The organism is Escherichia sp. E4736 (assembly GCF_005781225.1).
In the GTDB taxonomy this organism is placed as follows: domain Bacteria; phylum Pseudomonadota; class Gammaproteobacteria; order Enterobacterales; family Enterobacteriaceae; genus Escherichia.
In genome coordinates this window covers 149,493-170,158 of record NZ_VATT01000018.1, presented here as the reverse complement: position 1 = coordinate 170,158, position 20,666 = coordinate 149,493, and the positions used below count along the sequence as shown (strand labels likewise).

Genomic DNA, 20,666 nt, shown 5'->3' with positions numbered 1-20,666 from the left:
TTTATCTCCCTTATTCATAGTGCATGAAGCAGGTTTCAGTCGGTGCGTCCGCTGCGTTATCGGCGATATCTTCAAATTCCATGACGTTATCCAGTTCACTACCCATCGAAATATTGGTTACACGTTCCAGCATAATTTCCACCACCACCGGGACACGGTACTGCGCCATTAAGGCTTTCGCCTGTTCAAAGGCTGGAGCAATATCTTCCGGTTTGAAAACGCGAATCGCTTTACAGCCTAAACCTTCCGCTACTTTTACGTGGTCAACGCCATAACCGTTCACATCACTGGAGTTAATATTTTCGAACGCGAGCTGTACGCAGTAATCCATATCAAATGCGCGTTGTGACTGACGAATCAGGCCGAGATAGGCGTTATTCACCAGCACATGGATGTACGGAATGTTGAACTGTGCGCCAACGGCTAATTCTTCAATCAGGAACTGGAAGTCGAAGTCACCGGAAATCGCCACCACATTACGTTCTGGATCAGCAGCACACACGCCCAGCGCCGCAGGAATGGTCCAGCCCAGCGGGCCTGCCTGACCACAGTTGATCCAGTGGCGGTCTTTAAAGACATGCAGCATTTGCGCCGCAGCGATTTGTGACAGGCCGATGGTGGTGACATAGCAAACATCACGTCCAAAGGCTTTGTTCATCTCTTCATACACGCGCTGCGGTTTCACTGGCACGTTGTCGAAGTGAGTTTTACGCAACAAAGTGCGTTTGCGCTGCTGGCACTCAGCAACCCACTCTTTACGACACGGCAGACGACCCGCTTTTTGCATCTCCTGGGCCACTTCAACCAGCAGCGTCAGCGCCGCTTTGGCGTCGGAGACAATGCCGAGATCCGGACACAGCACGCGGCCAATTTGCGTCGGTTCAATATCGATATGAACGATTTTGCGCCCTTCGGTGTATTTCTCTACCGAACCGGTATGACGGTTAGCAAAACGGTTACCGATACCAAACACCATGTCCGACGCCAGCAGCGTTGCGTTACCGTAGCGATGCGCGGTTTGCAGACCCACCATCCCGGCCATCAGTTCGTGATCGTCCGGAATACAGCCCCAGCCCATCAGCGTTGGGATCACCGGAACGCTGGTCAGTTCGGCAAACTGTTGTAACAGTGCGGCAGCATCGGCGTTGATCACCCCGCCCCCGGCAACAATCACCGGACGCTCGGCCTGGATTAACATTTCTACGGCTTTTTCGATCTGCATACGGCTGGCTGCAGGCTTGTAGACTGGCAGCGGCTCGTACATATCAGGATCAAACTCGATTTCCGCAACCTGAACGTCGAACGGTAAATCCACCAGTACCGGACCCGGACGCCCAGAACGCATCAGGTGAAATGCCTGTTGCAGCACACGAGGCACCAGCGCCGCTTCACGAACTGTAACCGCCATTTTGCTGACCGGTTTAGCAATTGCTTCAATATCTACGGCCTGAAAATCTTCTTTATGCAGACGGGCTCTCGGTGCCTGGCCGGTGATGCACAAAATAGGAATGGAATCAGCAGAAGCAGAATAGAGCGCGGTGATCATGTCAGTGCCTGCTGGTCCCGAAGTTCCCAAACAAACGCCGATATTCCCAGCCGTTGCGCGGGTATAGCCTTCCGCCATGTGCGACGCACCTTCCACGTGACGCGCCAGAATGTGACGAATACCGCCGTGCTTACGCATCGCTGAGTAGAACGGATTGATTGCAGCTCCCGGAACGCCGAAGGCGGTGGTGATACCTTCTTTCTCCAGCACATACATTGCCGCGTCAACGGCTCTCATTTTTGCCATTTTATTCCTACCTCTATTAATTGGAAAAATTTTCCAACTTTCAAATTTTGTCAAAAAAACCCGCTCCGCAGAGCGGGATGCGACAGACACTATGGATGTGCTTTCAGTCCCAACGCCGTGCTGATATCGCGGGCGGTGTCTCTGACCAGCTCACCCTGACTGACAAAACGATCTTCTGTCAGTCTTGATGAAGGCCCGGAGATGGAGATAGCGGCAACAACACTACCTACATCATCGTAAATTGCTGAAGCTATGCAATTCAGGCCTACAACATGCTCTTCTTTATCTACGGTATAGCCCAGTTCACGCGCTTGTTCCAGGTCCTTCAGCAAGGTAGGCATATCCACAAGCGTAGTTGGCGTAAACTGCTGCAAACCGGTTTGCAGAATGATGCTCATCAACTCCTCTTCCGCCAGCGGATAAAGCAGCGCCTTGCCCGCACCGGAAGCATGCAGCGGCAGACGACTGCCCAGCGGCGCACACATCCTGACCATCGATTTACACTCTAACTGACCAATTAATACCGCTTCATTGCCGTTACGAATCGCGACATTGACCGTCTCGCCGGAAAGCAGCATCAGGCGGCGCATAAACGGCCCGGCAACGGAGAGGACATCACGGTTATGGATGTACGCCGCGCCGACGTTAAAGACACCTAATCCTATATGCCACCAGCCTAACTGACTGTCCTGATAGACAAAATCCGCTGCCTGTAAAACCTTTAACAGGCGAAAGGTCGTCGAGAGCGGCAAATCCAGATTGAGAGAAATATCGCTAACCGACGAACTTCCTCCACTTTTTTCCAGATATTGCAGAATCGCAATTCCCCGCTCTAACGCCTGTGCGCCCTTCTGTGCCACAGGCTCCGCCTGTCCTGGCCTGCCGCGCCGTCTAACTTCCGTCATACCTACGTTAACTCCGACCTACAAGTGAGCATAAACAATGAACAATTAGTTTATCTTATGCAAGTCGGTTGCAGGCGTCACGCAAAACAGAGTTCCTGTTCAGGAATACTTTCAACATCACAGTTGTCACTGCCGCCGCGATCGATGGTCAGAAAATCGGTGACGCGCTGCCAGGCGAAAAGCGGGTGATGCCAGACGTTACGATGATAATTCACCCCCTGCTCACCGTTGGTGATAAACGCCCGCAGCGTTGACAGGTCTGGTTTATCGTCACCTGACGCCACGACCACTACAAACACTTCACCTTTCATCGGGATAAATGCCTGAGTGCCCAGCGGATGACGTTCGAGTTCGTGGATGGTCAGCGGCAGATTCGCCGGTTGCGCGCGGTTAATGCTGATAAGCGTACGGTCTTGCTCAAGAATCTCAACCAGCGCCAAATCGTGATAGCGCTCCACCAGGCCATTGTTAATATGGAAAAAATCCCGTTGCTGCGTTTCGATAACGTCGCCATAAGCACAGAAGGCTTCCTGACTTAACGGTAATACCTGAAGTTTCATCTTTTTGTCCTTGTAACATAATTCCGTTCAACCACCGCCGACCGGTCAGCCAGGTTTCAATAACAGGCAATCTAAAACCTTAAGAGAACAACATCAATACAAAAGTTGGAATATTTTTCCAAAACTAGATTTGGCCCACAAATCACGCAGGGTTATCATGTGAAAATACAGGTAAATCAAAGGACAGGAAAATCACGCAACCTGCGGATTTAAAAGGGGATACCTGAAGATGTTTGATCCAGAAACTTTGCGGACTTTCATTGCTGTTGCCGAAACGGGAAGTTTTTCAAAAGCGGCAGAACGATTATGTAAAACCACGGCGACCATCAGTTATCGCATTAAGCTTCTGGAAGAGAATACCGGAGTGGCGCTGTTTTTCCGCACGACTCGCAGCGTGACGTTGACAGCGTCTGGCGAACATCTGCTTTGTCAGGCCAGAGACTGGCTGAGTTGGCTGGAAAGCATGCCGAGCGAGCTACAACAGGTGAATGATGGCGTGGAACGCCAGGTGAATATCGTCATCAACAACCTGCTCTACAACCCCCAGGCCGTCGCCCAACTGCTGGCGTGGCTGAATGAACGTTACCCCTTTCCCCAGTTTCACATCTCCCGGCAAATCTATATGGGCGTCTGGGATTCGCTACTTTACGAAGGTTTTTCACTGGCCATCGGCGTCACGGGAACCGAAGCACTGGCAAATACTTTTAGCCTTGATCCCTTAGGTTCGGTGCAATGGCGCTTTGTCATGGCGGCACATCATCCACTGGCGAAGGTTGAAGAGCCGCTAACAGAAGCGCAGTTGCGGCGCTTTCCTGCGGTCAATATTGAAGACAGCGCCCGCACCTTAACCAAACGCGTCGCCTGGCGTTTGCCGGGGCAAAAGGAGATTATTGTTCCTGATATGGAAACGAAAATCGCCGCCCATCTGGCGGGCGTTGGCATTGGTTTTTTGCCAAAATCACTTTGCCAGTCGATGATTGATAATCAACAACTGGTCAGCCGGGTCATTCCAACGATGCGCCCGCCTTCGCCATTGAGTCTGGCATGGCGTAAATTTGGCAGCGGCAAAGCGGTGGAAGATATTGTGGCCTTGTTTACCCAGCGCAGGCCGGAAATCAGTGGATTTTTAGAAATTTTCGGCAACTCACACAGTTAAAAATCAAGTTTCCATGCGCGTTGGCGCGTAAAATAGCGCGCAAGCTGATTTGAGGTTCACTTTTTACTATGCAAGAGAGACACACGGAACAGGACTATCGTGCCCTGCTGATTGCTGATACGCCCATTATTGATGTTCGCGCCCCCATCGAGTTTGAGCAAGGCGCAATGCCCGCCGCTATCAATCTGCCGTTAATGAATAATGATGAACGCGCCGCCGTTGGCACCTGCTATAAACAGCAAGGGTCTGACGCGGCGCTGGCGCTGGGGCATAAACTGGTGGCGGGTGAAATTCGTCAGCAGCGCATGGATGCCTGGCGGGCAGCGTGTCTGCAAAATCCGCAAGGTATTCTCTGCTGCGCCCGTGGCGGTCAACGTTCACATATTGTGCAACGCTGGCTGCATGAAGCGGGGATTGATTATCCGCTGGTGGAAGGCGGTTATAAGGTACTGCGCCAGACTGCGATTCAGGCGACCATTGAACTGGCACAAAAACCGATAGTGCTGATTGGCGGTTGTACCGGCAGCGGTAAAACGCTGTTAGTGCAACAACAGCCGAACGGTGTTGACCTGGAAGGGCTGGCGCGCCATCGCGGTTCTGCTTTTGGTCGCACATTGCAGCCGCAACTTAGCCAGGCGAGTTTTGAAAACCTGCTGGCTGCCGAAATGCTAAAAACCGACGCCCGTCAGGAGCTGCGCCTGTGGGTGCTGGAAGATGAAAGCCGGATGATCGGTTCGAATCACCTGCCGGAATGCCTGCGCGAGCGAATGACTCAGGCGGCGATTGCGGTGGTAGAAGATCCGTTTGAGATCCGTCTTGAACGCCTGAACGAAGAGTATTTCTTGCGTATGCATCATGATTTTACCCATGCGTACGGCGACGAACAGGGCTGGCAAGAGTATTGCGAATACCTGCATCATGGGCTTTCAGCGATTAAGCGTCGGCTGGGGTTACAGCGCTATAACGAACTGGCTGCAAGGCTGGATGCAGCGCTGACAACGCAACTCTCAACCGGCACAACCGACGGTCATCTGGCCTGGCTGGTGCCGCTGCTTGAAGAGTATTACGACCCGATGTATCGCTATCAGCTTGAGAAAAAAGCGGAAAAAGTTGTCTTTCGCGGTGAGTGGGCGGAAGTAGCGGAATGGGTTAAGACGCGGTAATGGGCGGTATTCTGAAACGGCGATTGTCGTGAGAACAGAATGGTTGCACCAGAATACAGAAATAAAAAAACCGACATGACAGTCGGTTTTTTTATTTTTTCCGCCCAAGACTTGGTGGTTCAGGGCAGAAATGAAACAGTCCTCATCTAGCAAGTGAATTATAAGTCAGGATGCCTACATATTCAAACAGCTATGTTGGCGATACAATCCCGACGCTAGTAGCAAGACTGCCGGATGCGGCGTAAACGCCTTATCCGGCCTACACAATCTTGCAAAATCAATATATTGCACGATCCTCGTAGGCCTGATAAGCGTAGCGCATCAGGCAATCTAACGCCTGTCATCACCCCGCAAACTGCCTGAACAGCGCCTTACCCTTAACCAGTCGCGCGCCGAGCCAGCCGCCGCAAAGTGACAGCAGCAGTGCACCGCTGCACGGCAGCACAATCCACAACCGCCAGTCCGGTTCCCACGGGAAGTCGAACACTTTCGCCTGCAACACTGCCAGCGCCGTTTCCGCACCAGTTGCGGCCACCAGACCAGAAACAAACCCGAGCATGGCGAACTCACTCCACAATGTTGTGCGCAGCAGTTTTTTCCCCGCACCGAGTGTGCGCCACACCACCAGCTCCTGATGACGCTGACGCATTCCCACCTGCACCTGTGCCAGCAACAGCAACATACCGCAGGCGGTGACCAGCACTACCATCACTTCCAGCGCCCGACTTACCTGCTCCAGCACCTGACCGACTTGTTTTAAAATCGCGCCAATGTCTAACAGGCTAATGGTCGGGAACTGACGGTTGAGTTGCGTCAACATGCCGTTGCCATTCTCCCAGCGGAAACTGGTGAGCCAGCTTTGCGGCTGTCCATCCAGCGCCCCTTCAGGGAAAATAAAATAGAAATTAGGCCGCAGACTTTCCCAGTCCACTTTGCGCAGGCTGGTCACTTTAGCGCGGAACTCCTGGGTATCGCCCATAAAAGTCACGGTATCGCCGAGGGCAACGTTTAAGCGTTTCGCCAGCCCCTCTTCCATCGACACTTCATCGGCTTTTGGCGGCCAGTTACCAGCGACAATCGGATTATGATCGGGCCGCGTATTTTGCCAGGTAAGATTGAGTTCGCGATTAAGCGCCTCATCTTCATTGCCTTCTGTCGGCTTGCCATTAATCGCCGTCAGCCGCGCACGCACCACTGGATAAAATGATTCCGGGACTATCTGATGTTCCGCGAGGAACGCTTTTAGCGGCGTAACCTGTTCTGTGGCGATGTTGATTAAAAAGTAGTTCGGGCTTTCTGGCGGTAGCTGCTGCTGCCAGCGGTCAAGCAGATCGCCACGCAACACCAGCAGCAGCGCCAGCAGCATAAAGGAGAGCGAAAATGCCGAAAGCTGGCTTAACGTTGACCACGGCTGACGTAACAGGCGGCTGACCGCCAGGCGCAGAGGCAGCGATTTCAGCGTCATGCGGCGAAGTACATTCAGCAGCATCCAGCCCAGCACACTGCACAGCAAAGCCAGCACCACCGCGCCCGCCAGCACCGCCCACAGCAGCATACTGCCGCCCATCAGCCCGACGAGCAGCAGCACAACCACCACAGTGACAACCGGCAGATAAAACTTCAGCGGCCAGACGTTCGCTACCACATCATTACGTAGTACGCGTAAAGGCTGCGTTGCCAGCAACAGGCGGTACGGTCGTAGCCCCACCAGCAGCGAGATGACCGTCATGGTGCCGAGCGCCCACAGCCACGGCCAGAGGCTGGCAGGCGGTAGTGCGGCAGGCAGAACGGGCTTGAGCAGTACCATCAATACGCTTTCGAACAACAGGCCAATCGCCCCGCCGGTAACGGCTGAAAGCACCAGAATCATCAACCACTGACCGACGATTAACTTACGCAGTTGCGCTCGCCCTGCCCCCAGCGTTTTGAGGATCGCCACCAGATCGTAGCGACTGCGACAGTAATGATTCATCGCCACCGCCACCGCAGCCACTGCCAGCAGCAAGGTCAGAAGCGCCGAAAGCAGCAGGAACTGTTGCGAGCGTTCCATCGAGCGCCCCAGCGCGCCTTCGTCCTGTTCCAGACCGTACCAGCGTTGTTCGGGTTTAAGCTGGGGTAACAGCCATTTCTCATAGCCGTCGAGCTGATTCTCGCTGCCACCAAATTTATAGCGCCAGGTGACCCGACTCCCCGGCTGCACGGCTCCGGTTTTATCGACATCTGCCAGATTCATCATCAGGCGTGGGGCTATCTGGAAGGGGTTAAAACCGGCATCCGGTTCCTGAATCACTTCTCCGGCGATCCGCAGCGTGGCATCGCCCACGTCGATGGTATCGCCGATTTTCAGGTTAAGCAGTGCCATCAGGCGTGGGGCCAGCAATACGCTGCCCGCCTGCGGTTTCAGGCCAGGGGGATTAGTTTGCAGATCGCCATACATCGGGTAGATATCATCCACCGCTTTGACGTTCGCCAGCTGCGGTGTGTCGCCTGCAAATGTCATCGTGGCGAAAGTCAGCTGCTTGCCGACTTTCAGGCCGCGCTTTTGCGCTTCCTCCAGCCACGCTTGCGGCGCTTCGCGCGAACTGCGCAACGCCCGATCGCCCGCCATAAACTCCCGGCTTTGCTGGCTTAAACCTTTCTCCATGCGATCGCTGATATTGCCCAGCGCCAGCACGCAGGCCACCGCCAGGCTTAGCGCCAGCCAGACAATTAATAGCGACGGCGAGCGCCATTCGCGCCAGAACCAACGTGCAATCATGCTTCCTCCTGCAACTGCCCGTTCACCAGCCGGAAGCAGCGGTCGCAGCGTGCCGCCAGTTGCAGGTCGTGGGTCACCATAATCAACGTGGTGCCATGCTCACGGTTAAGGGAAAACAGCAGGTCGGCAATTTTATCGCCCGTCTGGCGGTCAAGGTTGCCGGTAGGTTCATCAGCAAATAGCACATCTGGCCGACCGTTAAAGGCACGCGCCAGCGCCACACGTTGCTGTTCGCCGCCGGAAAGCTGTGCCGGAAGATGATCAAGACGTTTGCCCAGCCCTAACTGTTCGAGCAATGCTTTCGCCCCGTTACGACTTTCCGCGCTACTCTCACCGCGCAGCAGCGCCGGAAGCTCGACGTTTTCCAGCGCGTTAAGGGTCGGAATTAACATAAATGACTGAAAAACAAAGCCTACATGCTTCGCGCGCAACTTTGCCCGCGCTTCTTCGTCCATATTATGTAGCGGTTGTCCTACCAGATTCACTTCGCCACTGCTACCGTCATCCAGCCCGGCGAGGATCGCCAGCAAGGTTGACTTACCCGATCCCGACTCGCCCACCAGCGCGATGGTTTCGCCACGTTTGACAACCAGCTCAACTCCGGTGAGGATGGAGAGTTCATGCTCCCCCTGACCGACGGACTTCTTAAGATGATGAACTTCAACAATGTTTTCCGCTGGCATTTGCCCTTCCTGTTCCTGGTCCTGTTAACTTTCCGTGCCGCCGCAGCGGACACGTTATTAATTCTGGGTGATAGCCTGAGCGCCGGGTATCGAATGTCTGCCAGCGCGGCCTGGCCTGCCTTGTTGAATGATAAGTGGCAGAGCAAAACGTCGGTAGTCAATGCCAGCATCAGCGGCGACACCTCGCAACAAGGGCTGGCGCGCCTTCCGGCTCTGCTGAAACAGCATCAGCCGCGCTGGGTGCTGGTTGAACTGGGCGGCAATGACGGTTTGCGTGGTTTTCAGCCACAACAAACCGAGCAAACGCTGCGCCAGATTTTGCAGGATGTCAAAGCCGCCAACGCTGAACCATTGTTAATGCAAATACGTCTGCCTGCAAACTATGGTCGCCGTTATAATGAAACCTTTAGCGCCATTTACCCCAAACTCGCCAAAGAGTTTGATGTTCCGCTGCTGCCCTTTTTTATGGAAGAGGTCTACCTCAAGCCACAATGGATGCAGGATGACGGTATTCATCCCAACCGCGACGCCCAGCCGTTTATTGCCGACTGGATGGCGAAGCAGTTGCAGCCTTTAGTAAATCATGACTCATAAAGCAACGGAGATCCTGACAGGTAAAGTTATGCAAAAATCGGTCTTAATTACCGGATGTTCCAGTGGAATTGGCCTGGAAAGCGCGCTCGAATTAAAACGCCAGGGTTTTCATGTGCTGGCAGGTTGCCGGAAACCGGATGATGTTGAGCGCATGAACAATATGGGATTCACCGGCGTGTTGATCGATCTGGATTCGCCAGAAAGTGTTGATCGCGCAGCCGACGAAGTGATCGCCCTGACCGATAATTGTCTGTATGGGATCTTTAACAATGCCGGATTCGGCATGTATGGCCCCCTTTCCACCATCAGCCGTGCGCAGATGGAACAGCAGTTTTCCGCCAACTTTTTCGGCGCACACCAGCTCACCATGCGCCTGTTACCGGCTATGTTGCCGCACGGTGAAGGGCGTATTGTGATGACCTCATCGGTGATGGGATTAATCTCCACGCCGGGCCGCGGCGCTTACGCGGCCAGTAAATATGCGCTGGAGGCGTGGTCAGACGCACTGCGCATGGAACTGCGCCACAGCGGAATCAAGGTCAGCCTGGTTGAGCCAGGTCCCATTCGTACTCGTTTCACCGACAACGTCAACCAGACGCAAAGCGATAAACCGGTCGAAAACCCCGGCATCGCCGCCCGCTTTACGTTGGGGCCGGAAGCGGTGGTTGCCAAAGTGCGCCATGCTTTTATCAGCGAGAAGCCGAAGATGCGCTATCCGGTGACGCTGGTGACCTGGGCAGTCATGGTGCTTAAGCGCCTGCTGCCGGGGTGCGCGATGGACAAAATATTGCAGGGGTGAGTTGAAGCGCGCGCTTAAGCCCCCATGTCAAAGAAAATATCGACAACAGAGAGCGACTCCATGTCCGTAGAAAATATTGTCAACATTAACGAATCTAACCTGCAACAGGTTCTTGAACAGTCAATGACCACACCTGTGCTGTTCTATTTTTGGTCTGAACGTAGCCAGCACTGTTTGCAGTTAACCCCAATTCTGGAAAGCCTCGCGGCGCAGTACAACGGGCAATTTATTCTGGCGAAGCTGGACTGCGACGCGGAGCAGATGATTGCCGCCCAGTTTGGTCTGCGCGCGATTCCGACCGTGTATCTGTTCCAGAACGGGCAACCGGTAGACGGCTTCCAGGGACCGCAACCGGAAGAAGCGATCCGCGCCCTGCTGGATAAAGTGCTGCCGCGTGAAGAAGAGCTGAAAGCCCAGCAGGCGATGCAACTGATGCAGGAAGGCAATTACACCGACGCCCTGCCATTGCTGAAAGACGCCTGGCAGTTGTCGAATCAGAACGGGGAAATCGGTCTGCTGCTGGCAGAAACGCTGATTGCGCTGAACCGTTCTGAAGATGCAGAAGCCGTGCTGAAAACCATTCCGTTGCAGGATCAGGACACCCGCTATCAGGGGCTGGTGGCGCAAATCGAACTGCTGAAGCAGGCGGCAGATACGCCGGAAATTCAACAGCTGCAACAGCAGGTGGCGGAGAACCCAGAAGATGCCGCACTGGCGACGCAACTGGCACTGCAACTGCATCAAGTTGGGCGCAATGAAGAGGCGCTGGAGTTACTGTTTGGGCATCTGCGTAAAGATCTCACCGCCGCAGACGGTCAGACGCGTAAAACGTTCCAGGAGATCCTCGCTGCGCTGGGTACGGGGGATGCACTGGCGTCGAAGTATCGCCGCCAGCTGTATGCGTTGTTGTATTGATTTTCCGTTGATCGGCGCATGAACCACAACGCCGGATGCGATGCTGCGCATCCGGCATCACATTATTTCTTCTTCAATTGCGTCACCACCAACTGGTGGCGCGAATTGTAAAATTTACGATAGGTTAAATAACAGGCAATAATGGTCGACAGGCTGGCGGTTGAGAGCAACATAAAGGTCACCATAATCTGATATTTAATCGCCTTCACTGGATCAATCCCGGCAAATATCAGCCCGGACATCATTCCCGGTAAACTCACTAAGCCAACCGTTTTTGCTGAATCGACCGTCGGAATTAAAGCCGCGCGAATACTGTCGCGAATCAATATCGCTGAAGCCTGTTTCGGCGTCGCCCCAAGACTCAGTTTCTCCTGAATCTGTTGCTGTTCGCTGATAAACCGCTGCCCGAGATTGTTATAACACAGCCCGACTGCCACCATCGCGTTACCGGCTATCATCCCGGCAATAGGGATCACCTGCATCGGGATAAATTCAATCGACCCTGAGAGAATCAGCACCGCCAGGGTAATTCCCGCCCCGACCGTAATGGCAATAAACGATGAGATAAACGCTTTAGCAATATATTTACTGCGTTTTTGCGCATTCCACGCCGCATTAAAGCAGATAAATAACACCATCAATAATGTCAGGCTGGCATCATCAACGCTGAAAATATATTTCAATACATAGCCGACAATAATCAGCTGAATTATCGCGCGCCCCACACTCCAGAGAATATCTTTCTCCAGCGCCAGTTTTTCTTTATGGCTAATTAAGATTGCGACAACCACCAGCATTAATGCCAGTGCCAGTGACTCGTTGGTAATATTATGCGTGTTCATAGCGTGCTTCCTGCATTTCTCCGGCATGCGGTTGCAGTGTAATCACTTTATCCGCATGATTAATTTCGTCTTTATCGTGCGTCACCCACAACACAGCAATATTTTGCTCACGTACATAGCGGTGGATCATCTCATTGACGTTGCGTTTGTTGCTTTCATCCAGCGCACTGGTGATTTCGTCGAGCAATAAAACCTTCGGCATAAATTGTAGGTTACGAATCAATGAGATGCGTTGTTTTTCACCACCAGATAGCTCGGCGATATTTTTCGTCAAAATGGTGTCCGGCAAGGAAAAACGTTCGAGAAAATCGAGAAAAATGGCCGGATCAGGCTGCTGGTTACGGATCTGCCAGGGAAAGATCAGGTTATCGTAGACCGTGTCGCCAAACAGAGCCGGCGTTTGGGCGCAGTAAGAAACTTGTTGGCGATAGGTTTCTGGCTTTAGTGTGCTGACATCCTCACCTTCAAACAGTAACGTTCCGCAGGTCGGGCTGATTAATGAAGCAACTATTTTTAGTAGCGTACTTTTACCGCAGCCAGAAGGGCCGGTAATTAACTTAAATTCGCCAGCACGCAGCGAAAAATTGATGTTATTGAGAATGTTCGTATCACCCGCCCGATATCCAACATTTTGCAGTTGGAGCAAAAGACTATTTTCCTGCATTGCCCATCCCTTTTTCTGATTTTTACTAAAAACAGTTTATCCTCCGCAAGAATAAGGGGGAACTCTCTTTCAGTAATCAGGTATAATTTGTTTAATCAAGCAGCAATTTTGCTCTTTATGGACGGTACAACAGGAGGTTTTTCCGATGCTTATTTTTATCCCGATTCTCATTTTTGTCGCGCTGGTGATTGTTGGCGCGGGCGTCAAAATCGTGCCGCAGGGCTATCAGTGGACGGTAGAACGATTTGGTCGTTATACCAAAACATTACAGCCGGGGCTAAGTCTGGTGGTGCCGTTTATGGACCGCATTGGTCGTAAGATCAATATGATGGAGCAAGTACTCGACATCCCATCCCAGGAAGTTATCTCGAAAGATAACGCCAACGTCACTATCGACGCCGTTTGCTTTATTCAGGTGATTGATGCCCCGCGCGCGGCTTATGAGGTCAGCAATCTGGAACTGGCAATCATCAACCTGACCATGACCAACATCCGTACCGTTCTGGGTTCGATGGAACTTGATGAAATGCTCTCTCAGCGCGACAGCATTAACTCGCGTCTGCTGCATATTGTCGATGAAGCCACTAATCCGTGGGGGATAAAAGTCACCCGTATTGAAATTCGCGATGTGCGCCCACCGGCTGAACTTATCTCTTCAATGAACGCGCAGATGAAAGCGGAACGTACCAAACGCGCTTACATCCTTGAAGCAGAAGGGATTCGTCAGGCGGAAATTCTCAAAGCCGAAGGTGAAAAACAGTCACAAATCCTGAAAGCGGAAGGTGAACGTCAGTCGGCATTCTTACAGGCCGAAGCACGTGAACGTTCTGCCGAAGCGGAAGCCCGCGCGACCCAAATGGTGTCTGAAGCCATTGCTTCTGGTGACATTCAGGCGGTGAATTACTTCGTGGCGCAGAAATACACCGAAGCGTTACAGCAGATTGGTTCCTCCAGTAACAGCAAAGTGGTGATGATGCCATTAGACGCCAGTAGCCTGATGGGATCGATTGCCGGGATTGCTGAACTGGTGAAAGACAGCGCGAACGAGCGAAATAAATCATGATCGAGATGATAGCTATCCATCCGCATATTTTTTGGCTGAGTCTCGGCGGTCTGCTGCTGGCAGCCGAGATGTTGGGCGGCAATGGTTATCTGTTGTGGAGCGGTGTCGCGGCGGTGATTACTGGCCTGGTGGTCTGGTTGCTGCCGCTGGGTTGGGAGTGGCAAGGGGTGATGTTTGCCGTCCTGACGCTACTTGCCGCCTGGCTGTGGTGGAAATGGCTGGCACGAGGCGTGCGCGAACAAAAGCACAGTGACAGTCATTTAAACCAGCGCGGACAGCAATTGATCGGCAGACGATTTGTGCTGGAATCACCGTTAGTCAACGGGCGCGGTCATATGCGCGTCGGCGACAGTTCATGGCCCGTCAGCGCCAGCGAGGATCTCGGTGCAGGTACGCATGTTGAGGTTATTGCGATTGAAGGGATAACGCTGATCATCCGTGCGGTCATCGCCTGATGCGACGCTGACGCGTCTTATCATGCCTACAAATCTGTGCCTGAACGTAGACCGGATAAGGCGTTTACGCCGCATCCGGCAGTCGCGCACCGACGCCTGATGCAACGCGGGCGCGTCGGCCGCCTCCGCCATATTAACTGGCATTGGCAAATTACTCGTCACTGCCTTTATTCATGTTTTTTTGGTCTTCATCCGGATAGTGTTTTTTTAGATATTCCAGGACGTTTTTATTGACCTTGTGTTGGGTATACACCCACCCTTTCCAGTAATCAGGCTGGTCCAGGTAAACTTCTGGCGGAATGGTGAAATCAGAAAGCGTTAACCATTCGGCTAACAGATCGGGGTTTCTCTTCTGGATCAACTGCAACAGCATGATCAGCGACATGGCAGAGGCAGGAGCCGTACTATCGCCGCTTAAATACTTCCACACCGTAGAGCGATTCGAACGAAAAAGGATGGGGAGCAGCGCCCTGTCCAGATTCATTTCATTAAAAATCTTCTCAAATTCATTCATTTAATTTTCCTGCCTGGCGTAAACCTCTTAAAAATTGAGATTTATCAAAGAAACGCATTCTAGCACACATCAGGAACAGCTTCACGTTTAGCCAAGAAACAACATTTATTTCGCTTATCAAAACAAGTCTTTACTCTTTTTTACATTGAAAGAGCACAAAATGATTTTCTATTTTATTTATATAAGAAACATTTTTTGTTTCTTATTGGTGGTGTTTACGCTTACACCAACCAAAAATGCGCTTTACATCACACAAATGGCGGCGTAGATTTCGATTAAATTGCAACGTAGTTTATTTCTTAAAATAATATTATTTGTTTCTTATAGAAACACTAATGCGACTTATTTTGCACGAGAGAAAATGAATGAAAACTGTAAACGTAGCTTTACTGGCACTCATAATTTCAGCAACATCCAGCCCTGTTGTTTTAGCTGGTGATACCATTGAAGCGGCGGCAACAGAGCTTTCAGCCATTAACTCTGGCATGTCGCAATCGGAGATTGAGCAGAAGATTACCCGCTTTTTAGAACGCACAGACAACAGCCCCGCTGCGTATACCTATTTGACTGAACATCACTACATCCCTTCTGAAACATCTGATACCACTCAGACTCCCCCTGTCCAGACAGATCCTGACGCAGGACAAAAAACCGTTGCCGCTACAGGTGATGTACAGACAACTGCCCGTTATCAGAGCATGATCAACGCCCGACAGTCTGCGGTAACTGATGCCCAGCAAACGCAAATTACAGAGCAACAGGCGCAGATCGTAGCCACACAAAAAACGCTCGCCGCGACTGGAGATACGCAAAATACCGCGCATTATCAGGAGATGATTAATGCCAGACTGGCGGCTCAAAATGAGGCTAATCAGCGCACTACCACTGAACAAGGGCAGAAAATGAATGCGCTGACAACCGATGTGGCAGCACAACAGCAAAATGAAAGGACTCAATACGATAAACAAATGCAAAGTCTGGCGCAGAAGTCAGCCCAGGCACATGAGCAAATTGAAAGTCTGAGACAAGATTCCGCACAAACGCAGCAACAGTTAATCAACACCCAAAACCGGGTCGCTGATAACAGCCAGCAGATTACAACGCTCAATAACAATTTCAGTTCGCTGAAAAACGAAGTTGAAGATAACCGTAAAGATGCTAATGCGGGGATCGCGTCAGCCATTGCCATTGCCTCACAGCCGCAGGTGAAAACCGGTGATTTAATGATGGTGTCAGCGGGAGCAGGAACGTTCAACGGTGAATCTGCGGTGTCTGTCGGAACATCTTTTAATGCCGGAATTCATACGGTAATTAAAGCGGGAGTCTCAGCGGATACACAATCTGATTTTGGCGCAGGTGTCGGCGTGGGATATTCGTTCTAATTTTAATAGCAATTTCTTATTCGCAATTATCCGCACATTATTTAAGGTTAACAATGATGAATAGCTCCATTAAATCGTTTTCCCTGCTGGCGGTTATATTACTGGCTGGCTGTAGCTCCCCCACTTCCCGCATCGCAGATTGCCAGGCGCAGGGCGTCAGTCATGACACCTGTTATCTCGCAGAACAACAGCGTCAGGCGGCTATTTTAAATGCATCCGAGGCGCAGGCATTTAAAAATGCAGAAGCCGCACAACATGCCCAGGCCGCTAAAAAATTCATTTATAAAGGATTTGGCCTTACCTTCAGAATGAGCAGTAAGAACTTCGCTTATCTCAATGATTCATTATGTGCCATAGATGAAGATAATAAAGATGCCACCATATATCAGTCGGGTCTCTATAACGTCATTGTTTATCATCACACAGGAAAAGTCGCCTTAATGAAAGAAGGCCAGTTTGTGGGCTATTTAAAATGAAGGAGCAAAAGAAAATAGCCATGACGCATATTATGATTATCGGTGCGTTTATTTTTGCCTTCCTGCAAGTGGTGTTATTAGCCTCCCTGGTTCACGCTGTGAATGTTAACAACGAAATCCAGGAAGGCTTATTTCAGTCGGGGCGCATTATGGTAGAAAGTTTGCAGCATATTCTTTCAGTGCAAACGGGGATTAACTGATTTTCACCCCGCCCGATGATGACAGCAGCCGGAGAGATTTTCGATAATCGGGCAGTCGGCGCTGTCATCGCCGGGGCAGGCATTCGCCAATGCCAGTAGCTGGTCGCGCATGGCTTGCAGCTCTTCAATATGTCGCTCGATCTCCGCGACTTTCTCCAGCGTGCGCCGTTTTACATCGGCGCTATGACGCTGCGGGTCGTTAAACAGATTCACCAGTTCGCCACTCTCTTCCAGGTTAAAGCCCACCTGGCGTGCCTGGCGCAGTAAGGTCAGTTCGTTGAGATGCTGCTGCGTGTAGGTGCGATAACCGTTTTCGCTGCGCATCGGCGGTGTCACCAGTCCCTTCTCTTCATAGAAGCGAATGGCTTTGCTGGTCAGGCCGGTAATTTTTGCCACATCGCTAATGTTCATCGTTCGCGCAACGCCTCCTGTGCTTTGTTAAAGGGTTTCAACAGATAATCCAGCACGCTTTTTTTACCCGTGCGGATATCGACCGTCGCCACCATACCGGGGAATATCGGAAACTGCTGTTTATGTTTATTTTCCAGATGGTTGCTGAAGGTGCGAATGTACACTCGATAGTAATAAACATCGCGCCGTACTTCATCCTGAATGGTGTCCGGTGAAATCACCGCAACTTCTCCTGGTAAGCCGCCATAGATGGAGTAATCGTAAGCGGTTATTTTCACCAGTGATTTTTGCCCCGGATGGATAAACGCCACATCGCGCGGGGAGATTTTCGCCTCAATCAGCAGTTGCTCATCCAGCGGCACGATGGTCATGAGTTTACCACCGGGGGCGATGACGCCGCCAACCGTAGTGACGTCAATGTCTTTGACAATGCCACGCACCGGCGCGGTAAAGTCCAGCCTGGTGAGAGAGTCTTCCCGCCCGCGGATCACCGAACGCTGGGTTTCGACCTCTTCGTTGGCTTTTGCTAACTCTTCCCGTGCCTGAACGTAATATTGCGTGCGCACGTCGCTGAGTTTGTTTTCCAGTTCATTGGCCTGGCGTTGCAAACGCAGCACTTCGACGCTGCTCGCCGCCCCCTGTTTCACCAGCGGCTGGGTCATCGCCAGTTCGCGATTGACCAGGCTAATTCCTTGTGTCAGCCCGGTGGTTGCTTTGTTCAGCCCGTCGCGGCGAGTGTTGTACAACGCCGTTTCCGACTCGATAAGTTCGGGGAATTTATTCAGTTCGTCGGGGAACACCAGCGCTTTATTGCTCACTTCTGCCCGCAGCCGCGCCGAGGTCGCCAGCGCCGCGTACAGCCGCGACATTGCTTCCTGCACGTCGGATTCGGTTTTGGTGCGGTTAAGCTGCGCCAGCGGCTGGCCTTGCTCAACAATATCGCCCACCTTCACGTCGAGATGATACAAAATCCCGCCTTCCAGCGACTGCACCACCTGTTCACGCCCGGAAGGTTCTACGGTGCCGCTACCGGTAGTGACTTCATCAAGCTGGAAATACCACGCCCAGCCGAGAAAACAGAGCAGCATGACGACGGTCACACGTACCGCCAGCGCCGAACGCGGCAGACGGGGTTCAGTCAGGCCACGGTTATATTGCAGTTGTCCGTTCATGCGGCAGACCCCTTATTCTTCTCCTGCAACACCACCCGTCGCGCCGTGGGTTCGCCCTGTTCACGCAAAATGGCCTCTTTCGCGCCATCCATCACAATCCGCCCCTGATCCATCACGATTATCCTGTCCACCAGTTGCAGCATCGCCGTGCGGTGAGTGGCGATGACCAGCGTGCGATGACCAATCCACTGTTTCAGTTGTTCGATTAAATGCGCTTCCGCCATTTCATCCAGCGAGGCGCTGGGTTCGTCGAGCAGGACGATATTCGGTTGAGAGATAAGGAGCCGCGCCAGCAGCAGCGTTTGCCGCTGACCGCCAGAGAGGCCAAATCCCCCTTCCTGAATCATGTAGTTGAGGCCGTTTTTCTGCTTCTGCACAAAGGGCAGCGCCCCGCTGAGGGTTAACGCGCGTTCGATATCTTCATCGCTGGCCTCTGGCATCCCCATGGTGAGGTTTTCCCGCAGCGAGCCGAAGAACAGTCGCCCGGTCTGGCTGAGCAGCCCCATGTCGCGGCGCAGATCCGCCGGATCAAGCTGCCCGATGCTGATGTTATCCAGCAGCACCTGCCCCTGCTGGGCGATACGCATTCCGGCGAGCATTTGCAGTAGCGTCGATTTACCCGCGCCGTTGCGGCCAAGAATGGCGATTTTCTCACCAGCCTGAATGTTGAGTTTGCCAATCGCCACATCGGCAATCTTCTCTTCTTCGTCGTAATAAAATACCGCGTTGCTGAACTGATAATTGCCGTGCAGCACCGCTTTATGCACCAGTTTGCCGTGTTCCGGCTGATCCACCGGGCGCTTCATCAGTTCATCAAGGCCATTACGCGCTACTTTCGCCTGCTGCCAGCGCGAGAGCACGCCGGATATCTGCGACAGCGGCGCGATGGTGCGCGAAGCCAGGATCGTCGTCCCGACCAGTGCGCCAGTGGTCATGTCGCCGTTCATCACCATAAAGCAGCCCACCAACAGCACCACCACGTAGACGATGGATTGCACTTCCTGCGTCCAGGTGAGCAGCAGCCCGGTGAGAAAGCGTTGCTTCATGCTGATGGACGAGGCTACGTCGTTGGTGTGATTCCACTGATTCTGAAAACGCTGCTCGGCGCGCAGCAGTTTAATGTCTTCAATCGACTGCACCGCTTCCACCAGCGTAGCGTTGCGTACCGCTGACTCGCGCATTCCTTCGTTCGCCAGCCGCGCCAGCGGGCGTTGAATCAGCAGACCGGGGATCACCAATAACGGTAGAGCCAGCAGAACCACCAACACCAGCCAGCCGCCGATCATCCACAGAATAAAGACAAACAGCAGGAAGAACGGCAGATCCGCCACCGCGCCAATGGTGGTGGAAGTAATAAGCTCCCGTACCGATTCCAGTTCGCGGATTTGTGAGATAAACGATCCGGTGGATTTCGATCGCACGTTGTTTTTCAGCCGTAATGCGTGACCAAAAACGCGATCCGAAATGCGCAGATCCGCCCGCTTGCCAATCATATCCGAGAGGTGCGTGCGCACCATGCGCATACAGAACTCAAACAGAATCGCCATCATCACCCCGGCGAACAGCACCCACAGCGTCGGGTAGGATTGCGCCGGAACGACGCGGTCGTAAACCTGCATCGAGAAAATCATCGCTGCCAGCGCCAGCACGTTTGCCACCAGCGAGGCCAGCATAATGTCACCGTAGCGCCGCCAGTCTTTCAGCGACAGACTCCAGAACCAGTTCGCCTGATACGGGCGAATGTAGTCATCCACCCGCGCATCAGGGATGGCGCTGAGCGGGCGCAGCAGTGCCAGTTCGACGATTTTATCTTCAATATCCGCGACGTTCAGCGTGGTTTCCAGCCCTTCGTCACCGCTGAACTGAATGCTGATATTGTCGTGGTTGTCGCGGCGGGTGATTACGCCAATCTGCTGATTATCAAAAACCGCAATCAGCGGCAGCCGCCACGGGTTAAGCGAATCGGCAGAAAACTCCACCAATCGCAGCCCCATTCCCAGTTGCCGCGCCATGTCGGTAAGTAACTCTTCCCGCTTGCTGTCGCGCTCCCAGTTGACGGTCGCGCGCACGTTCTCCTGTGAAAAATCAAGGCGATAATAGCGCGCCACGGCGATCATCGCCTCCAGCCAGGCTTCCACGGACTGGGCATTTTTTTTCATTAT

At 52.6% G+C, this 20,666-nt stretch carries 21 protein-coding genes; 10 read left to right on the top strand and 11 right to left on the bottom strand.

All coding sequences use genetic code 11. From position 1 onward, the window contains the following. Nucleotides 1–10: 10 nt before the first annotated feature. The 3 genes from gcl to allA form a co-directional block, all read right to left on the bottom strand. A complete protein-coding gene (gcl, locus tag FEK46_RS14405) occupies nucleotides 11–1,792 on the bottom strand; it encodes a glyoxylate carboligase (RefSeq protein WP_135494262.1) in 1,782 nt (593 codons plus the stop codon). Between the two features lie 89 nt (nucleotides 1,793–1,881). Then, the gene (allR, locus tag FEK46_RS14400; RefSeq protein WP_000141275.1) at nucleotides 1,882–2,697 is read right to left on the bottom strand and encodes an HTH-type transcriptional repressor AllR; all 816 of its coding nucleotides are present in this window, start codon (nucleotides 2,695–2,697) and stop codon (nucleotides 1,882–1,884) included. A gap of 77 nt (nucleotides 2,698–2,774) precedes the next feature. Continuing rightward, nucleotides 2,775–3,257, bottom strand: a complete 483-nt coding sequence (allA, locus tag FEK46_RS14395; protein ID WP_130206359.1) for an ureidoglycolate lyase — start codon at nucleotides 3,255–3,257, stop codon at nucleotides 2,775–2,777. 229 nt (nucleotides 3,258–3,486) lie between these two features. Between allA and allS the strand changes: the two genes are divergently transcribed. Continuing rightward, a complete protein-coding gene (gene allS / locus FEK46_RS14390; protein ID WP_135559980.1) occupies nucleotides 3,487–4,413 on the top strand; it encodes an HTH-type transcriptional activator AllS in 927 nt (308 codons plus the stop codon). Nucleotides 4,414–4,481: 68 nt separating this feature from the next. After that, a complete protein-coding gene (mnmH, locus tag FEK46_RS14385) occupies nucleotides 4,482–5,576 on the top strand; it encodes a tRNA 2-selenouridine(34) synthase MnmH (RefSeq protein WP_135559981.1) in 1,095 nt (364 codons plus the stop codon). A 343-nt stretch (nucleotides 5,577–5,919) separates the two neighbouring features. Here the strand turns inward: mnmH and ybbP are convergent, their stop codons facing one another. Both ybbP and ybbA read right to left on the bottom strand, forming a co-directional pair. After that, nucleotides 5,920–8,334 (bottom strand): putative ABC transporter permease subunit YbbP, encoded by a 2,415-nt coding sequence (ybbP, locus tag FEK46_RS14380; protein WP_135559982.1) that lies wholly within the window; start codon nucleotides 8,332–8,334, stop codon nucleotides 5,920–5,922. After that, entirely contained in the window at nucleotides 8,331–9,017 is a 687-nt protein-coding gene (gene ybbA / locus FEK46_RS14375; protein ID WP_135559983.1) for a putative ABC transporter ATP-binding protein YbbA, read from the bottom strand. The genes ybbP and ybbA overlap by 4 nt, the downstream gene beginning before the upstream one ends. Between ybbA and tesA the strand changes: the two genes are divergently transcribed. From tesA to cnoX, 3 genes are read left to right on the top strand one after another with little or no spacing between them, the layout of a single operon-like run. After that, a complete protein-coding gene (tesA, locus tag FEK46_RS14370) occupies nucleotides 8,988–9,611 on the top strand; it encodes a multifunctional acyl-CoA thioesterase I/protease I/lysophospholipase L1 (protein WP_001313633.1) in 624 nt (207 codons plus the stop codon). The genes ybbA and tesA overlap by 30 nt on opposite strands. Beyond that, complete coding sequence (gene ybbO / locus FEK46_RS14365) at nucleotides 9,601–10,410, top strand: NADP(+)-dependent aldehyde reductase (RefSeq protein WP_130206351.1); 810 nt, start codon at nucleotides 9,601–9,603, stop codon at nucleotides 10,408–10,410. Before tesA ends, ybbO begins: the two co-directional genes overlap by 11 nt. A 60-nt stretch (nucleotides 10,411–10,470) precedes the next feature. After that, on the top strand, nucleotides 10,471–11,325 hold the full coding sequence (gene cnoX, locus FEK46_RS14360; RefSeq protein ID WP_001295322.1) for a chaperedoxin: 855 nt from the start codon (nucleotides 10,471–10,473) through the stop codon (nucleotides 11,323–11,325). Nucleotides 11,326–11,387: 62 nt separating this feature from the next. Here cnoX and fetB read toward each other — a convergent pair whose 3' ends face one another. Together fetB and fetA are read right to left on the bottom strand one after the other, a co-directional pair. Beyond that, a complete protein-coding gene (gene fetB, locus FEK46_RS14355) occupies nucleotides 11,388–12,167 on the bottom strand; it encodes an iron export ABC transporter permease subunit FetB (protein ID WP_130206349.1) in 780 nt (259 codons plus the stop codon). Continuing rightward, nucleotides 12,154–12,831: an iron ABC transporter ATP-binding protein FetA gene (fetA, locus tag FEK46_RS14350; RefSeq protein WP_135406163.1), complete on the bottom strand. Its 678-nt coding sequence runs from the start codon at nucleotides 12,829–12,831 to the stop codon at nucleotides 12,154–12,156. Before fetA ends, fetB begins: the two co-directional genes overlap by 14 nt. Nucleotides 12,832–12,976: 145 nt before the next feature. Here fetA and FEK46_RS14345 point away from each other — a divergent pair, with 145 nt between their 5' ends. Together FEK46_RS14345 and FEK46_RS14340 are read left to right on the top strand one after the other, a co-directional pair. Next, nucleotides 12,977–13,894: an SPFH domain-containing protein gene (locus FEK46_RS14345; protein WP_000904498.1), complete on the top strand. Its 918-nt coding sequence runs from the start codon at nucleotides 12,977–12,979 to the stop codon at nucleotides 13,892–13,894. Then, complete coding sequence (locus tag FEK46_RS14340) at nucleotides 13,891–14,349, top strand: NfeD family protein (RefSeq protein WP_130206345.1); 459 nt, start codon at nucleotides 13,891–13,893, stop codon at nucleotides 14,347–14,349. Before FEK46_RS14345 ends, FEK46_RS14340 begins: the two co-directional genes overlap by 4 nt. Nucleotides 14,350–14,500: 151 nt before the next feature. Here the strand turns inward: FEK46_RS14340 and FEK46_RS14335 are convergent, their stop codons facing one another. After that, nucleotides 14,501–14,863, bottom strand: coding sequence for a hypothetical protein (locus FEK46_RS14335; RefSeq protein WP_001001643.1), 363 nt, complete (start codon nucleotides 14,861–14,863; stop codon nucleotides 14,501–14,503). A gap of 365 nt (nucleotides 14,864–15,228) precedes the next feature. On the opposite strand from FEK46_RS14335, the gene FEK46_RS14330 reads away from it, so the two are divergent. Genes FEK46_RS14330 through FEK46_RS14320 form a run of 3 tightly spaced genes read left to right on the top strand, consistent with a single transcriptional unit; the run spans nucleotide 15,229 to nucleotide 16,921 of the window. Beyond that, a complete protein-coding gene (locus FEK46_RS14330; protein ID WP_135559984.1) occupies nucleotides 15,229–16,245 on the top strand; it encodes a YadA family autotransporter adhesin in 1,017 nt (338 codons plus the stop codon). 53 nt (nucleotides 16,246–16,298) lie between these two features. Continuing rightward, entirely contained in the window at nucleotides 16,299–16,721 is a 423-nt protein-coding gene (locus FEK46_RS14325) for a hypothetical protein (protein ID WP_135559985.1), read from the top strand. Further along, nucleotides 16,718–16,921: a hypothetical protein gene (locus FEK46_RS14320; RefSeq protein WP_024257417.1), complete on the top strand. Its 204-nt coding sequence runs from the start codon at nucleotides 16,718–16,720 to the stop codon at nucleotides 16,919–16,921. Before FEK46_RS14325 ends, FEK46_RS14320 begins: the two co-directional genes overlap by 4 nt. Nucleotides 16,922–16,924: 3 nt before the next feature. Here FEK46_RS14320 and cueR read toward each other — a convergent pair whose 3' ends face one another. Genes cueR through FEK46_RS14305 form a run of 3 tightly spaced genes read right to left on the bottom strand, consistent with a single transcriptional unit; the run spans nucleotide 16,925 to nucleotide 20,663 of the window. Next, on the bottom strand, nucleotides 16,925–17,332 hold the full coding sequence (gene cueR, locus FEK46_RS14315; protein WP_001026744.1) for a Cu(I)-responsive transcriptional regulator: 408 nt from the start codon (nucleotides 17,330–17,332) through the stop codon (nucleotides 16,925–16,927). Beyond that, on the bottom strand, nucleotides 17,329–18,504 hold the full coding sequence (locus tag FEK46_RS14310; RefSeq protein WP_135406161.1) for an HlyD family type I secretion periplasmic adaptor subunit: 1,176 nt from the start codon (nucleotides 18,502–18,504) through the stop codon (nucleotides 17,329–17,331). The genes cueR and FEK46_RS14310 overlap by 4 nt, the downstream gene beginning before the upstream one ends. Beyond that, nucleotides 18,501–20,663: a type I secretion system permease/ATPase gene (locus FEK46_RS14305; protein ID WP_135406160.1), complete on the bottom strand. Its 2,163-nt coding sequence runs from the start codon at nucleotides 20,661–20,663 to the stop codon at nucleotides 18,501–18,503. The genes FEK46_RS14310 and FEK46_RS14305 overlap by 4 nt, the downstream gene beginning before the upstream one ends. Between the last annotated feature and the right edge of the window lie 3 nt (nucleotides 20,664–20,666).